This window comes from Methylosinus sp. LW4 (genome assembly GCF_000379125.1).
GTDB lineage: Bacteria > Pseudomonadota > Alphaproteobacteria > Rhizobiales > Beijerinckiaceae > Methylosinus.
This window is the reverse complement of sequence record NZ_KB900626.1, coordinates 963,106-978,116: the sequence shown is the minus strand read 5'-3', so window position 1 is coordinate 978,116 and position 15,011 is coordinate 963,106. Positions and strand designations below refer to the sequence as shown.

Below are 15,011 nucleotides of genomic sequence, written 5' to 3'. Positions count from 1 at the left end.
GATTTACGTTCGATCGAGCGGGCGCGGCGGCCCATGGCGCGAAAGCGCCTGCGCTCGGACGATTTTCGCTGGCGAAATCGAGCCGCGGGGGAAGCGCGACTCGGGCGTGGCGTAAAATATGCTGCGGCGTTTCGCCGAAGCACCGCGAAACTGCACGGATAACGCGAGAAGGTGGGGCCATGACGAAAAAAGAAGCGTCCTTTCACACCGGCGAGAAAACCGTGAGCCTGCCGATCATGGAGGGAACGATCGGCCCCAGCGTCGCCGACATCCGCAAGCTCTACGGCGATACGGGCATGTTCACCTACGACCCTGGCTTCACCTCCACGGCGAGCTGCGAGTCGAAAATCACCTATATCGACGGCGATGAGGGCATTCTCCTCTATCGCGGCTATCCGATCGACCAGCTCGCCGAGCACGGCGACTTTCTCGAGACCTGCTATCTGCTGCTCTACGGCGAATTGCCGACGGCGACGCAAAAGGCCGATTTCGACTATCGCATCACGCGCCATACGATGGTGCATGAGCAGATGGCGCGCTTCTTCCAGGGCTTCCGCCGCGACGCGCATCCGATGGCGGTCATGGTCGCGTCGGTGGGCGCGCTCTCGGCCTTCTATCACGACTCGACGAATATCGCCGATCCGGTCGAGCGCATGGTCGCCTCGACGCGCATGATCGCGAAGCTGCCGACGCTCGCGGCCATGGCCTATAAATATTCGATCGGCCAGCCCTTCGTCTATCCGAAGAACGATCTCGACTATACATCGAACTTCCTGCGCATGTGCTTCGCCGTTCCTTGCGAGGAATATAAGGTCAATCCGGTGATGTCGCGGGCGCTCGACCGCTTCTTCATGCTGCATGCCGACCACGAGCAGAACGCCTCCACCTCCACCGTGCGCCTCGCCGGCTCCTCCGGCGCCAATCCCTTCGCATGCGTCGCGGCGGGCATCGCCTCGCTGTGGGGACCGGCGCATGGCGGCGCCAATGAGGCGGTGCTGAAGATGCTCGCCGAGATCGGCACGCCGGACCGCATTCCGATCTATATCGCCAAGGCCAAGGATAAAAACGACCCGTTCCGCCTGATGGGCTTCGGCCATCGCGTCTACAAGAACTACGACCCGCGCGCGAAGATCATGCAGCGCACGACGCGCGAGGTGCTGGCCGAGCTCGGCGTCAAGGACGATCTCCTCGATGTGGCGATCGAGCTGGAGCGCATCGCTCTGCACGACGAATATTTCATCGAGAAGAAGCTCTATCCGAACATCGACTTCTATTCCGGCATCACGCTGAAGGCGATGGGCCTGCCGACCACGATGTTCACCGTGCTCTTCGCTGTGGCGCGCACGGTCGGCTGGATCGCCCAGTGGAAGGAGATGATCGAGGATCCGGGCTCCAAGATCGGCCGCCCGCGCCAGCTCTACACGGGCGAGAAGCAGCGCGACTATCTGCCCATGTCGAAGCGCTGATGTCGAAGCGCTGACGTCCGAACGCTGATGCCGGCCTTCGCGTCTCGAGATGCGAAGGCCGAAACGTCTTGTGCGCTCACGCACAGATTTACGGTTCCGCTCCCGCCATTGTCTCCTCACCAAACGAGGAGGCGGAAATGATCGAGACGGGGTCCTATGAATTGCTCTCTTTCGAGGAGGCGCGCCAGAAGCTGCGCTTCGATCGCGAGATCAGCCTCGGCCTCTTCGATCTCTCCACTTTCCGCATCGCCTATTGCCCGGGCGATTTCGCCTATGTCGGCGACATAGAGCTCTATCAATGGATGTGGTGCGACAAGATCGCAGGGCTCGTCGTCGATGGCGATGTGACGATCGACGGCGATCTCATGGACAATTCCTTCGACGGCTCGGCGGCCTTCGTGCTGGCGCGCGGCAATCTCAGAGCGCGCACGGTCACGCTCGGCGGCGCCGAGGTGGTGGTGCGCGGCGATCTGCGCGCGGAAGGCGCGGTCTTCAACAGCTCGAGCGCCGGCCGCTGCGAGATCGGCGGCTCGCTCCATGCGAGCCATCTCGTCACCGACGATCATGCGACCGTCGTCGCCGGGCGCACGCCCGCGCTCTCTTTCGCGCTCGGCTATGTCGATCCCACGATGAGCGAGAAGCTGCGCGTCGCCGAGTCCTATCTCGATATATTGACGCCCGAGGCAGCGACGGAATTCGACGCGCGCAGCCGCCGCACGGGCTCGGAGATCGTCGTTCGCATCGTCTCCGCCATTCGCTCCGGCCGCGCCGTCCTGCGCGCGTGATCGTCGAGCGGTCGGCGCCGGCCTCTCCGTAGGTTGCGCAGACACGGGCGCGCGACTCGAAATCGACATGTTCGTCGCCGCCAATGGCGACGCCCGCCCCTCGATTCACGCGAGCATTTTTCGCCCTGCGCGTGCTTTTCGTCGCTGCGTTTCAATCATCGATTTCAGCCCCGGCGAATCGCCGAATCGCATCCCGCGCGATTCGCCATGATCGGATCATTCGTCATGAGCGAAACGCCCCCGCCCCGCCCGCGGCAAAATCCCCCGTGTCCCAAGGGACCGCCCGTGAACTCCGTCGTCGCCGCCGCGACGACGGCGCATGATTTGGACGAGCGCCGCAAATCCGTATTAGAAACCGAACGTGATCGAACGACCGCGCAGCGGCCGAGAGCACGAAGCGGGAGACGACGATGGGTGCTGTGAACGATGTGGCGCGGCGCGAGGCGAGCGCTCCCGACGCGCGACGTTCATGGGACGAGGTCGAGGCGCAATATCGCGAGGAATGCGCGACGATGCTGCGCGACGCGCGCCGTCATTACGAGCAGCGCGCCGCGCGCGAGCAGACGACGGTCGAGAATGTGCTCGCCGCTTTCGCCCGCGATTTCGACGCCTGGCTCGATCGCGAGCGGCGCGGAATTTCCTCGCCCAAGCCGAACCTCTCCACTCTGTTCGAGATCTGGCTGGAGCGCGGCGCGCGGCGGCTGGAGCCGCCGAGCGCCGCGAGCGCGAGCCCGGAAGCCGATGCGCGATCGCAGGAGCTGGAGCAGCGTCTCGACGAAGGCGCCCGCCATATTCAGCGATTGGAGGAGCGCCTCGCCGAGGCGCAGCGGCGCGCGGCGCAGCGAGCGGCGGAAACGGCCGCCGCCATCGCAGCCGCGCCGCCGCCGCCGCGCCGCCGAGGGCGCGCCCTTCTCGTCACAGCGCTCGTCCTTTTCGCCGCCCTCATCGGCGGCGCGCAATGGGCGCGGCGTTCCGAGGCTGCGCCGCCCGAGCTGCGCGCTGCGCTCGCGCATCTCGATGCTTCCGCGAGCGAGCTGGAGACGCGCGCCCGCGCGACGCTCGGCGATCTCGCGGCGAGCCGGGCGCGCGAGGAGGCGCTCGCGGCGCTGCTGCGCGAGGACAAGGCCTATGTGATCGCGCGCGCGATCGACGCCGATCCCGAGCTCGCGCGCGCGAAGATATCCCCCTTCCCGCCGAGCAGCCCGGCGCCTATCGCGCTAGCGCCGTCCGAGCCGCCGGCGAAAGAGGCGATCTCCGCTGCGACTCAGATCGCGCCGCGAGCGGAGACGCCAGCGCCGGAGGCGACGACAGCGCTCGCGCCGGAGGAGGAGCCGGAGCGGCTTCCGCCCGCCGTCATCGGCCCGCAAAAGCCGACGGCCTTTCGCGGCTTCGACAATCGCGACCTCACGGGGCCGACGCTCGCCACTCTGCGCAAGCTCGATCAGCCCGCCTGCGTCGCCGCCTGCCGCGGCCGCGCCGATTGCCGGGCCTATGCCTTCGATCGCTGGAATCGCACCTGCCGCCTCAAATCCGCGGCCGTCGCTTTCGCGCTCAATCCGCGCATGACCAGCGGCCTGCGCGAGGACATTCGCATTCCGCGCGCGCCCTCCGGCGCGCTCGCCATGGAGCGCTACCCGTCCAAGGCCTTCCCCGGCGCCGGCTATAAGACGGCCTCCGCCGAAGGTCCCGACGCCTGCGAGGCGGCCTGCCGCGAGGAGGACGCCTGCGTCGCTTTCACCTTCCGTCTCGACGAGAGCGCCTGTCATCTGTTCAAATCGACTGGAGAATATTTTTCCAATGAGCTGGCCGACAGCGGCGGCAAGCGTCAAGAATAGAGCGAGACGTGAGCCGACCAGGATGAAGGCTCTGCTCGCCGAATTTTGCGCGACCTCTCCCAAATGGGGGATGCGGCGAAGGTGAAGCCGGGCTAAGCCTCGAGCGTTGTTGCTGTTGGTTACGTTTTTTACATATCGCGGGGAGGTCACGCGTCCGGAAGCGCGGCCTCCCCTATTTGCTCGCGCCGTCCAGCCTTAAGAGCACACGCTCGGCGGCGCGCGCGCTGGGGCTGCGCCCATCCACCAGCATGCGCTCGCGCACGCGCACGAGGCCGCTCGCTTGCGCCGCGCGCTCGGCGCCGCCGCGCAGGAGCGGCCCCAGCGCCGCCGCGAGCGCCTCGGGCTCCGCCCGCTTCTGCAAAAATTCGGGAATGATCCGCTCGCCGAGCACGAGATTGGGCAGCACTATGCTGTCGACGCTGATGAGCGCGCGCAGCGGCCATTCGATCGGCGCGACCTTATAGGCGACGACCATGGGAACGCCGGCGAGCGCCAGCTCCAAGGTCGCCACGCCCGAGGCGACGAGCGCCGCGCGCGCCCGGCGGAAAGCCGCCGGCTTCTCCTCTTGCGAGAGAAGCCGGGGCCGCAGCGGCCAGCCGGCGAGGCGCGCTTCGATGTCTTCGGCGACATGGGGCACGACAGGGAGGGCCACATCCAACGGCCCGCATCGCGCGGCGAGCGCCGCCACTGTCTCGCCGAAAGCCGGCATGAGCCGCGCCACCTCGGCGCGGCGCGAGCCCGGCAGGACGAGCAGCAGCGGCCTCTCCATCTCGCGCGCCGCCAGCTCGGCGGCCGATGGCGTCAGCGCGTCGAGGCAATCGAGCAGCGGATGGCCCACATGGACGCAGGCCGGGCCGCCGAGCCGCCGATGCGCCGCCGGCTCGAAGGGTAGCAGAGCCAGCACCTCGTCGATATAGGCGCGCATCGCCCGCGCCCGTCCAGGCCGCCAGGCCCAGACCGTCGGGCTCACATAATCGAGGATCGGCAGTTCCGGCCGCGCGCGCCGCACCCGCCGCGCCACGCGATGGGTGAAATCCGGCGCATCGATGAGCACGAGGCAATCGGGCTGCGTCTCCACGGCCGCGCGCGCCGTTCGGTCTATGCGCTCGAGCAGCGTCGGCAGGAGCCGCAGCACGGGAACGAGGCCCATGACGGCGATATCGCCTAGGGGAAACAGGCTCGCGAGCCCTTCGCGCGCCATCGCCTCGCCGCCGACGCCGGAGAAGCGAATCTCCGGCCGCTCGGCCCGCAGCGCGCGCATCAGCAGCGCGCCGAGGAGATCGCCGGAGGCCTCGCCCGCGACGAGAAACACATGGCCGGGCCTCGCCACCGCCCTAGCTCCGCGCCGGACGCGGCACGCAGAGCGGCCGCTCCCGCTCGGCGCGCAGAAAGGCGATCAACGCCTCCACATCCTCGGCGCCGGCGAAATCCGCAGCGACAGATTCGACGCGCGCGGCCAGCACATCGGCGCCCGTCTCCTGCGGGAACAAGCAGCGAAACGCCTCGCGCAAAACAGCGAGGCGCGCGTCGGAAAAGCCGCGCCGGCGCAGGCCGACGAGATTGAGGCCGAACAAATGCGCGCGATTGCCGCCCGCGAGGCCGAAGGGAATGAGATCGCCCTCGAGGCCCGAGAGGCCCGCGACGAAGCTATGCGCGCCGATGCGCACGCGCTGATGCACGACCGTCGCGCCGCCGATCGCCGCATGATCGCCGATGCGGACATGGCCGCCGAGCAGCACATTATTGGAGAGCACCACGCCATCGCCGATCGCGCAATCGTGACCGACATGGGAATAGGCGAGAAAGGCGCAATCGTCGCCGATACGCGTCTCTCCGCCGCCCGCCGGCGTCCCCGCGTTGATGGTGACGCCCTCGCGCGCGAGGCAGCCGCGGCCGATGACGAGCGCGCCCGGCAGGCCGCGGGATTTCAAATCCTGCGCCGCGGCGCCGAGCGCGGCGAAAGGATGGATTTCCGCCTCCGGGCCGATGCGCGTTCGCCCGGTCAAGACGACATGCGAGAGGAGACGCGCGCCGGCGCCGAGCTCGACCTCGGCGCCGATATGGCAGAATGGCCCGATGACGACGCCCTCGCCGAGGCGCGCGCCCGCCTCGACGACAGCGGAAGGATGGATGCGCGCGCTCGCGGTCATTGGCCCCGTCCGGGCGATGCGGCGGCGCTCAGGCGCCGATCATCACGCTCAGCTCCGCCTCGCAGACCAGCACGCCATCGACCAGCGCCCGGCAGGCGTACCAATAAATGTCGCGCTTGCGCGCCTTTTTGACGACGTGGAACTCGAGACGGTCGCCGGGCGTGACGGGGCGACGGAATTTCGCCTTGTCGATCGTCGTGAAGAAAACCTTACGATTCGAGCCCTTCGGCAGCATGTGGGCGGCGATCGCGCCCGCCGTCTGCGCCATGGCCTCCACCATCAGCACGCCCGGAAACACCGGATTTTCGGGGAAATGGCCCTGAAACTGCGGCTCGTTGAAGGTGACGTTCTTCAGTCCGACGCCACTCTCGTCGCCGCGGATATCGATGATGCGATCGACCAGCAGAAACGGATAACGGTGCGGCAGCAGCTCCAATATCTGATGGACGCCGAGGGTTTCCGGCGCGTCGGCCGTTGTTTCTTCGCTCATTTTCTTTTTCCTCCCCCTCCGGGTCCCACGCGTCTCTCCGCCGCTGGCCCGTCTCTCGTTCACCCGGCGTCCGGCGCCGGTTTACCTCGCCTCGCGGCGAGATTGGCGATCGAGCAGAAGCTCGCCGCGCAAATGGCGCCGCACGGGGCGCGCGGGCGCGCCGCTCCAGCGCGCGCCGGCCGGCACGTCACGGGTCACGCCGGATTTGGCGGCAATCTGCGCGCCTTCGCCAATGGTGATATGGCCGCCGATCGCCGATTGGCCGCCCAGAGCGACGAAATCGCCGAGCTCGCAAGAGCCGGCGAGTCCCGATTGCGCGACGATGACGCAGCCGCGGCCGATGACGACGTTGTGGCCGATCTGGACCAGATTGTCGATCTTGGTCCCCTCCCCGATGATGGTGTCGCGCGTCGCGCCGCGGTCGATCGTCGTATTGGCGCCGATCTCCACATCGTCCTGCACAATGACGCGACCGATCTGCGGCGCCTTCACATGCCCTTCCGTCGACAGCGCGAAGCCGAAGCCGTCCTGGCCGAGCCGCGCGCCCGGATGAAGGATGACGCGGTCGCCGATGAGCGCGCAGACGACGCTGACATTGGCGCCGATGGAGCAGTCGCGCCCGATGCGGACATCCGGGCCGATCACGGCTTGCGGGCCGATGACGCTGCCCGAGCCGATCTCCGCGCGCGGGCCGACGACGGCGCCAGGATCGACTAAGACGCCCGGCTCCAGCCGCGCTGTCGGGTGGATGATCGCGCCGGGCGAGACGCCGCTCGCGGAAAATAGCGACTGCGGCCGCAGCGAATCGGGAAACAGCCGCGCCATCACCCTCGCCATGGCCTTGTGGGGCTCGGGCGTCACCAGCGGAATGACGCCACTCGGCAGCGAATCGAGATCGCGCGCGCGCAGCAGGCAGGCGGTGGCGCGGCAGAGGCGGAGCGCCTGCGCATAACGTCGACGGTCATAAAAGGCGAGCTCGCCCGGTCGCGCCAGATCGAGCGGCGCGACGCCGATGATGACGTCCTCGGCGGCCGCGGCGGCCTCGGGGAGGCGCGCGCCCGCGATCTCGGCGACCTCCGCCGCCGTCAGCGGCCGGTCGAGGCGGAAAAATCCAGCGGCGCCCATGCCGCGCTCCTCCTCGTCGCGCCCGGCCGCGGCCGGGACGAAAAACGCAAGGAGAACGCCGGCCGGCCCGAGGCCATTGCGGCGCCCTCTACGAAAACGATCCCCGAGAGGCGGGTCTCGCCGCTCGGGGATCGCAAATTCTAGACGCTGTGTCGGCGACGCGCCAGCGCGTCGCCTTTAGAAATTGGTGCCGCCGGAGAAGCGGAAGCGCTGCGTGATGTCGCCATAGGCCTTGGACAGCACCACCGCATAGTCGAAGCGGATCGGCCCGAGCGGCGATTGCCACAGCGCCGAAGCGCCGACCGAGGAGCGGATCTGCGCGGCGTCGCCCGAGACGACGATACAAGTGCCCTGGCCGTAGGTCGGCGCCGAGTAGGGATACACGCAGGGCAGAGTGACGCCATAGAGCTTGCTGCTGAAGTTCGTCGCGCCCTTGTAGCCCCAGAGCGTGCCGGCGTCGGCGAAGAGCGCGCCGCGCAGGCCGATGTCCTTCGGCAGACCCCAGATGGGGAACTGCACCTCGAGCGAGCCGCCGATGTAATTGGTGCCGCCGAGTGAGTTGCCGCGCGAGCTGGTCCAGTTGGAGATGTCGCGCGGGCCGAGGCCGCCCGGCGCGAAGCCGCGCACCAGAGTCGGGCCGAGGTTGAAATTGTCCATCACCCGGAACTGATAGTCGCCGAGCGCGAACATATTGCCGCCCTGCACGCGCGCGATGCCGACCACGTCATCCACATAGGGAATCTCGTGGAAGTAGCGGAGGTCGCCGGTCGTGCGCACGTAGCGGCTGTTTCCGCCGAGGCCGGCGATATCCTGCGACAGCTGCGAATGGATGCCGTTCTTCGGATTGCGGAAATTGTCGAGCGAATTGTACGACAGCGTGTAGCCGATGAGCGAGGTGAGCCGCGATCCCTGCGATTCCTTGATGGCCAGCGAGGCCTCGCCATTCGACTGACAGTTATAGAGAATGTTGAGATCGGCCGGCGTCGGCGCGAAGATATAGCCGAAGCCCGGCGTATATCCCGGCAGCGGCGTCTGACAGTCGTTGTAGGGCCGGTTGCTGTCGTTGGGGATGGAGATCGTCGTGTTGTAGATCGAATAACGCGGCGAGAAGCTGATCTCCTCGGTGATCGGCACGCCGAAGCGCAGCGTGCCGCCGATCGAGGTGGTTGAATAGTAGGAGTAGTTGTAGGCGTCCGACTTCTTCGCGAAGAGATCGAAGCCCGCCGAGAAGCGCTGATCGAGGAAGTAAGGCTCGGTGAAGCTGAACGACACGCCGCGGGCGCGCTGGCCGGCCTGCACCGAGAGGCGCGTCGCCTGGCCGCGGCCGAGGAAGTTGCTCTCCGACACCGAGACTTCGCCGATGAAGCCTTCCGTCGTCGAATAGCCGCCCGACACGCCGAAATTGCCGGTCGCCTGATCCTCGACGTCCACATTGACGATGACACGATCGGCGGCCGAGCCCGGCTCGTTGGTGACGCGGACCTTCTTGAAGAAGCCGAGGCCGTTGAGGCGGCGCTCCGCGCGATCGACCAGCACGCGATTATAGGCGTCGCCTTCGCCGATCTCGAACTCGCGGCGAATGACATAGTCGCGCGTGCGCGTGTTGCCGCGAATATTGATGCGCTCGATATAGACGCGCGGACCTTCGTCGACGACGAAGCGGATCGCCACCGTCTGAGCGGCGGGATTGCGCTCGCCGCGCGGGCGCGCCTGCGAGAAGGCGTAGCCCTTCTTGGCGATCTCGCGGGTCAGCGATTCGACCGTCTTCTCCACCGCGTCGCCATTATAGACGTCGCCGGCGGAAAGACGCAGATAGGGCTGCAGAGAGGCCGGATCGATATCGGGCAGATGCGATTCGACATCGACGTTGGAGACGCGATACTGCGGCCCCTCCTCCACCACGACCGTGATGACATAGCCGCCCTGGCCCGGATCGAACACGGCGTCGGAGCTGACGACGTGGAAGTCGGCGTAGCCGTTCTTCAGATAGAAGCGGCGCACCAATTCGAGATCGGAGGCGATGCGGTCGGGATCATAGACGTCGCTCGTCTTGATGAACGACAGGAAGTTCATCTCCGTCGTTTCCATCAGATCGACGAGACGGCCGGTCGAGTAGACGGTGTTGCCGACGAATTTGATCTCCTTGACGCCGGTCTTGTCGCCCTCCTCCACCGTGAACACCACATCGATGCGGCCATTGGGCAGCTGCACGGTGCGATAGGTGATCTTGGCGGCGGCGCGGCCGGAGCGCTTGTAGATCTCGAGCAGGCGCGCGATGTCCTGCTGCACGACGGTCTGATTGAAGGAGCCATGCGCGCGCGTGCGCACTTCCGAGGTCAGCGTGTCGGTCTTGACCTTGCTGTTGCCCTCGAAGACGACGCGGTTGATGAGATTGGTCTCCGACACATGGATGACCACGCGTCCCTTCTCGCGGCTGGCGCTCACATTGGCGAAGCGGCCGCTGTTGCGCAGCGCTTCGAGCCCCTTCTCGATCTCCTCCGGGCTGGTGCCGGAGAAATAGGAGCGGATCACGTCGGAATCGCCGCGGGCGTTGCCGACGACGACGATATCCTGAGCAAAGGAAGGAAGAGAGAAGCCGAGGACCGCCGATACCACGGCTGCCAAGAGATAGGAACGATTCCGAAAAGCCTCGATGGACCGCATTGTCAATCCTAAGTCCTCGTCGCGCCGTCGCCCGCCGAAAGCGGCGCGGCTCACGAACTGGGACAACGCACGCACGCTACCGCACGCCGTCCGATCCGATGTTCACCTTCTACAAGGTTTACCGTTTACTGCAAATGCCGAACGCCGCGAGTTTCCCCGTTTTGCCCGGCCCATCGCCGCGAAGCCACTTTTTATGGTCAGCGTCGCGTTAACGTCGGGAACCCGCGGCGCCGGCCGCGAGTCCCATGAGGCGATCCTCCCCAGAATGATGGCGAAAAGCGGTCATAACCGCCGGTCCCTGCCTTTTCGCCCCGAATTTCAGTGGGAAGAAAAGAACGAGACACGAAGCCGGTCAGTCGACCCCTGCGCCGGTGACGCGGCGCAACAACCTGGCGAGGTCATTGTAGGTGGAGAACACCATCAAGGTGCAGACCATGGCGAGCCCGACTCGGAACGCGTATTCTTGCGTACGTTCCGCGAGCGCGCGGCCGCGCGCCGCCTCGATCAGATAGAAGAGCAGATGTCCGCCGTCGAGGAGCGGCACCGGCGCCAGATTGAGCAGGCCGATCGAGATCGACAGGATCGCGATGAGATTGAACAGCGGCCCGACGCCCACCTTGTCGATCGCCTTGGCCATTTGGCCGGAGACCTGCGCAATGCCGATCGGGCCGGACAATTGGTCGGTCGCCTCACGGCCGACGACGAGTCCGCCGAGATAGGAGGCGGTGCGGCCGATGATCGTCCAGGTCTCATTGACCGCGAGAACGAAGGACTGGCCGACGCCGAAACGCTCCTCGCGCTGGTCGGCGGGGTCGGAGCTCGCCTGCAGGCCGATCATGCCGATCTTGGTCTTGCCCAGCGCGGTCTCGATCTCGCGCAATTGCGGGGTCGCCTGCAGCGGCACATCCTCGCCGCCGCGGCGCACGACGATGCTGAGCGGCTTGCCGGTCGAAGCCGAGACGATCTCCTGCATCTTGCCGAAGCTGTCGATCGGCTCGCCGTCTATGGTGAGGACGAGATCGCCCGTCTGGAAGCCGGCCTGCTCGGCCGCGCCGCCCGCCTGCACGGCGGCGACCTTGGGCAGCAGGATATTGCGGCCGAAGGAGGCGTAGAGAAGGGTGAAGATGACGATCGCCAGCACGAAATTGGCGAGCGGCCCCGCCACCACTATGGCGGCGCGCTTCCACACCGGCTGGCCGAAGAAGGTGACCTTGCGCTCCTCCTCCGGCATGGCTTCGATGCGCTCGGGATCGGGCACGCTGGCGCCATTGGCGTCGCCGTGGAACTTCACATAGCCGCCGAGCGGGATCGCCGCCACGCGCCAGCGCGTGCCATAGCGGTCGTGGAAGGCCCAGAGCTCCGGCCCGAAGCCGATCGAGAAAGCGTCGATCTTGACCCCGCACCAGCGGCCGACGAGGAAATGGCCGAGCTCGTGGAAGAACACCACCATCGTCAGCACGAAGACGAAGGGGACGACATAGATGAGGATCGTCATGAGCAAGTCCAGCAAAGCGATACTCCCGGCAAACGCAACGCACCAAGAGTCCGCCACGCGGCCTCGCTCTCTTGGTTACTGAAGCGTTAACATGCCCGAAGCCTGGTTCATCGCCAAGGCGCCGCGCGATCTTTCTCTGACAATATGGTCAATATCGAGGGCGTCCTCAACGCTCGCCGGCTCCCGCGCCGTGCCGTCCTTGAGCGCGGCCTCCAGCGCCTTCTCGACCTCGCGGGCGATTCCCGAGAAGCCGATGCGGCCGGAAAGGAAGGCCTCGACCGCGATCTCATTGGCGGCGTTGAGCACTGTCGGCAAGGCGCCCCCCTCGCGCAGCGCGTCGAGCGCGAGGCCGAGCGCCGGAAAACGGTCGAGATCGGGCTTCTCGAAAGTGAGCGCGCCGAGGGCGACGAGATCGAGCCGCGGCGCCGGCGTCTCGATTCGCTCGGGATAGGCCAGGCAATGGGCGATCGGCACGCGCATGTCCGGGCGGGCGAGCCCGGCCGTGACCGAGCCGTCGGTGAAGCTGACGAGCCCATGCACGATGGATTGCGGATGCACGACGACATCGAGCTTTTCCGCCGGCACGGCGAAAATATGATGCGCCTCGATCAGCTCGAGGCCCTTGTTCATCAGGCTGGCCGAATCGATCGTGTTTTTCGGCCCCATCGCCCAATTGGGATGGTTGAGCGCCTGCTCCACCGTCGCGGCCTCGATCGCCTCCCTGGTCCAGGTGCGGAACGGGCCGCCGGAGGCGGTGATGGTCATTTTCTCGATTCGCGAGACGTCCTCGCCCCCGAGCGCCTGGAAAATGGCGTTATGCTCGCTGTCGATGGGCAGCAGCCGCGCCTTTTTCTGCTGCGCCGTGCGCATGAAGGGCCCGCCGGCGCAGACGAGGCATTCCTTGTTGGCGAGGGCGACGACGCGGCCGAGCTCCAGCGCCGCATGAGTCGGCTCGACCCCGGCGGCGCCGACGATGGCCGACACGACGAGATCGGCCTCGCGCGTCGCGGCCTCGATCACCGCCTCGCGTCCGGCGGCGACCTGAATATTGGTGCCGGAGAGCGCCTCCTTCAGCGCCGCATAGCCGTCCTCGTCGCGAATGGCGACGAATTCGGCCTTCACCGCCAGCGCCGTCCGCGCCAGAGCGGCGTGGTCGCGCCCGCCGGCGATGGCCGCGACGGAATAGGCTTCCGGGTTGCGCAGCAGCAGATCGACGGTGGAGCGACCGATCGATCCGGTCGCGCCGAGCAGCGCGATTCGCTTCGGCGGCCGGCCGCGCGACCCCGTCCCGAGCTGATCCGATCCTGTCCCTGTCGCCATGTGACGCCGCCTACCAGATGAAGATGCCGGCGGCCAGGGACTCCTGACCGCGCAAACCGCCGAGCATGGCCGCGAAGGCGCTGGCGAAGATGAAGCCGTCGACGCGATCCATCACGCCGCCATGGCCGGGGATGAGCCGGCTCGAATCCTTCACGCCGAAGCGTCGCTTGATCCAGGATTCGAAAAGATCGCCCGCCTGGGCCAGCGCCGCCGCGACAATGCCGACGAAAAACAAAGGCAGGGTCGCCGCCGCGCTCCAGCGGCTGAGATAGACGACGCCGACGCCCGCCAGCGCGCCGCTGGCGACGCCGACCAGCGTTCCCGACCAGGTCTTGCCCGGCGAGACGCGCGGCCATAGCTTCGGCCCGCCGATCAGGCGGCCGCCGAAATAGGCCATCACATCCGTGCCCCAGACCACGGCGAACAGCCAGGCGATGGAGAGCGCGCCATAATCGGACGAATGGCGCAGCACATTGGTGGAGACGATCAAGGAGCCAGCGTAGAGCAGGCCGGCCGGCGCCCACAGCCGGCGGCCGGGCCCGGCGAGAATTGCGAGAATCGCCGAGAAGAAGACGAGCGAGACCAGCGCGGCCGGGCCGCCGCCATGGGCGGCGAAGGCCGTCGCCCCGGCGAGAGAGGCGCCGCCGAGCGCGAAGCGCGCGAGCGCCATCTTGCCGCCGACGATGCTCTGCCACTCCCAGGAGACGGCGAAGCCGGCGAGCAGCCAGAACAGCGCGAAAGCGTCGCCGCCGACATAGAGCGCGACGACCGCGGTCGCGATCAGCGCCGCCGCCGAGCCGATGCGGGGACCGAGATCGGAGAATTGACCGCCCCTCGCGCCGGCTTTGGCGGCGGGCGGCTCGAAAGATTCGCTCATGAAGCGGTCTTCGCTCTGCGATCGACCGGCGCCAGCCCGCCGAAACGCCGATCGCGCTGCGCATATTCGTCGATCGCCGCCTCGAAATCCGCCCGGCTGAAGTCCGGCCAATGGACCGGCACGAACAGCAGCTCCGCATAGGCGGCCTGCCACAGCATGAAATTGGACAGGCGCTGCTCGCCGCTGGTGCGGATGATGAGATCGGGATCGGGAATATCGGCCGTGTCGAGACGTCGGGCGATCGCCTCGGCGTCTATGTCCTGCGGACGCAGACGGCCGGCGGCGACCTCCTCCGCGAGCGCGCGCGCCGCGGCGGCGATCTCCTGCCGCGCGCCATAATTGAAGGCGACGACGAGGGTGAGACCAGTGTTGGCGGCGGTCATCTGCTCGGCCTCGCGCAGCAGCCCGGCGATCTCGGCCGAGAGATCCGCGCGCGCGCCGATGACCTTCACGCGAACATTATTGCCTTGCAGCTCGGCGAGGTCGTTGCGGATGAACCGATGCAGCAGCGCGAGCAGGCTCTGCACCTCCTCGGGCGGACGCGACCAATTTTCCACAGAAAAGGAATAGACCGTCAGATAATCCACTCCGAGCTCGATCGCCGCGCGCACGGTCTTGCGCAGAGCGTCGACGCCACGCCTATGACCCTCGAATCGCGGCAGGCCTCGCGCGGCCGCCCAGCGGCCGTTGCCGTCCATGATCAAAGCGACATGACGCGGCCCGGATCTCGGCGCCAAGGCCGGCGCTCCCAGCTCCAATATTCCACCATCTCCCATTTTTTTTGTTCCGCGCCATACTCGAGAG

The 15,011-nt window shown here is 67.0% G+C and carries 13 protein-coding genes; 4 read left to right on the top strand and 9 right to left on the bottom strand.

Going from position 1 to position 15,011, the window contains the following annotated elements; genetic code table 11:
• Positions 1-179 precede the first annotated feature (179 nt).
• The 4 genes from METLW4_RS0104935 to METLW4_RS24035 all read left to right on the top strand — a co-directional run bounded on the left by METLW4_RS0104935 (position 180) and on the right by METLW4_RS24035 (position 4,086).
• Positions 180-1,466, top strand: coding sequence for a citrate synthase (locus METLW4_RS0104935; RefSeq protein ID WP_018265095.1), 1,287 nt, complete (start codon positions 180-182; stop codon positions 1,464-1,466).
• Between the two features lie 137 nt (positions 1,467-1,603).
• Positions 1,604-2,251, top strand: a complete 648-nt coding sequence (locus tag METLW4_RS0104930; protein ID WP_018265094.1) for a hypothetical protein — start codon at positions 1,604-1,606, stop codon at positions 2,249-2,251.
• A 67-nt stretch (positions 2,252-2,318) separates the two neighbouring features.
• On the top strand, positions 2,319-2,462 hold the full coding sequence (locus METLW4_RS27635) for a hypothetical protein (RefSeq protein ID WP_018265093.1): 144 nt from the start codon (positions 2,319-2,321) through the stop codon (positions 2,460-2,462).
• A 199-nt stretch (positions 2,463-2,661) separates the two neighbouring features.
• Positions 2,662-4,086, top strand: a complete 1,425-nt coding sequence (locus tag METLW4_RS24035) for a PAN domain-containing protein (protein WP_083919217.1) — start codon at positions 2,662-2,664, stop codon at positions 4,084-4,086.
• 172 nt (positions 4,087-4,258) lie between these two features.
• Here METLW4_RS24035 and lpxB read toward each other — a convergent pair whose 3' ends face one another.
• The 9 genes from lpxB to METLW4_RS0104875 all read right to left on the bottom strand — a co-directional run bounded on the left by lpxB (position 4,259) and on the right by METLW4_RS0104875 (position 14,983).
• Positions 4,259-5,416, bottom strand: coding sequence for a lipid-A-disaccharide synthase (gene lpxB / locus METLW4_RS0104915; protein WP_026191261.1), 1,158 nt, complete (start codon positions 5,414-5,416; stop codon positions 4,259-4,261).
• A 4-nt stretch (positions 5,417-5,420) separates the two neighbouring features.
• Positions 5,421-6,236, bottom strand: coding sequence for an acyl-ACP--UDP-N-acetylglucosamine O-acyltransferase (gene lpxA / locus METLW4_RS0104910; protein ID WP_018265091.1), 816 nt, complete (start codon positions 6,234-6,236; stop codon positions 5,421-5,423).
• A 28-nt stretch (positions 6,237-6,264) separates the two neighbouring features.
• Positions 6,265-6,726, bottom strand: a complete 462-nt coding sequence (gene fabZ / locus METLW4_RS0104905; RefSeq protein ID WP_018265090.1) for a 3-hydroxyacyl-ACP dehydratase FabZ — start codon at positions 6,724-6,726, stop codon at positions 6,265-6,267.
• A gap of 81 nt (positions 6,727-6,807) precedes the next feature.
• Entirely contained in the window at positions 6,808-7,851 is a 1,044-nt protein-coding gene (gene lpxD / locus METLW4_RS0104900) for a UDP-3-O-(3-hydroxymyristoyl)glucosamine N-acyltransferase (RefSeq protein ID WP_018265089.1), read from the bottom strand.
• A 177-nt stretch (positions 7,852-8,028) separates the two neighbouring features.
• Positions 8,029-10,515: an outer membrane protein assembly factor BamA gene (gene bamA / locus METLW4_RS0104895; protein WP_018265088.1), complete on the bottom strand. Its 2,487-nt coding sequence runs from the start codon at positions 10,513-10,515 to the stop codon at positions 8,029-8,031.
• Positions 10,516-10,867: 352 nt separating this feature from the next.
• Entirely contained in the window at positions 10,868-12,010 is a 1,143-nt protein-coding gene (rseP, locus tag METLW4_RS0104890; protein ID WP_018265087.1) for an RIP metalloprotease RseP, read from the bottom strand.
• A gap of 75 nt (positions 12,011-12,085) precedes the next feature.
• Positions 12,086-13,330 (bottom strand): 1-deoxy-D-xylulose-5-phosphate reductoisomerase, encoded by a 1,245-nt coding sequence (gene dxr / locus METLW4_RS0104885; protein ID WP_018265086.1) that lies wholly within the window; start codon positions 13,328-13,330, stop codon positions 12,086-12,088.
• A 10-nt stretch (positions 13,331-13,340) separates the two neighbouring features.
• A complete protein-coding gene (locus METLW4_RS0104880) occupies positions 13,341-14,207 on the bottom strand; it encodes a phosphatidate cytidylyltransferase (protein WP_018265085.1) in 867 nt (288 codons plus the stop codon).
• On the bottom strand, positions 14,204-14,983 hold the full coding sequence (locus tag METLW4_RS0104875; protein ID WP_026191260.1) for an isoprenyl transferase: 780 nt from the start codon (positions 14,981-14,983) through the stop codon (positions 14,204-14,206). Before METLW4_RS0104875 ends, METLW4_RS0104880 begins: the two co-directional genes overlap by 4 nt.
• Positions 14,984-15,011: the final 28 nt, after the last annotated feature.

Coding starts and splice junctions, on each gene's coding strand:
- METLW4_RS27635 (WP_018265093.1), top strand. CDS start 2,319: ATGTTCGTCGCCGCCAATGGCGACGCCCGCCCCTCGATTCACGCGAGC.
- METLW4_RS0104930 (WP_018265094.1), top strand. CDS start 1,604: ATGATCGAGACGGGGTCCTATGAATTGCTCTCTTTCGAGGAGGCGCGC.
- METLW4_RS24035 (WP_083919217.1), top strand. CDS start 2,662: ATGGGTGCTGTGAACGATGTGGCGCGGCGCGAGGCGAGCGCTCCCGAC.
- METLW4_RS0104880 (WP_018265085.1), bottom strand. CDS start 14,207: ATGAGCGAATCTTTCGAGCCGCCCGCCGCCAAAGCCGGCGCGAGGGGC.
- dxr (WP_018265086.1), bottom strand. CDS start 13,330: ATGGCGACAGGGACAGGATCGGATCAGCTCGGGACGGGGTCGCGCGGC.
- lpxA (WP_018265091.1), bottom strand. CDS start 6,236: ATGACCGCGAGCGCGCGCATCCATCCTTCCGCTGTCGTCGAGGCGGGC.
- fabZ (WP_018265090.1), bottom strand. CDS start 6,726: ATGAGCGAAGAAACAACGGCCGACGCGCCGGAAACCCTCGGCGTCCAT.
- lpxD (WP_018265089.1), bottom strand. CDS start 7,851: ATGGGCGCCGCTGGATTTTTCCGCCTCGACCGGCCGCTGACGGCGGCG.
- METLW4_RS0104935 (WP_018265095.1), top strand. CDS start 180: ATGACGAAAAAAGAAGCGTCCTTTCACACCGGCGAGAAAACCGTGAGC.
- bamA (WP_018265088.1), bottom strand. CDS start 10,515: ATGCGGTCCATCGAGGCTTTTCGGAATCGTTCCTATCTCTTGGCAGCC.
- METLW4_RS0104875 (WP_026191260.1), bottom strand. CDS start 14,983: ATGGGAGATGGTGGAATATTGGAGCTGGGAGCGCCGGCCTTGGCGCCG.
- rseP (WP_018265087.1), bottom strand. CDS start 12,010: ATGACGATCCTCATCTATGTCGTCCCCTTCGTCTTCGTGCTGACGATG.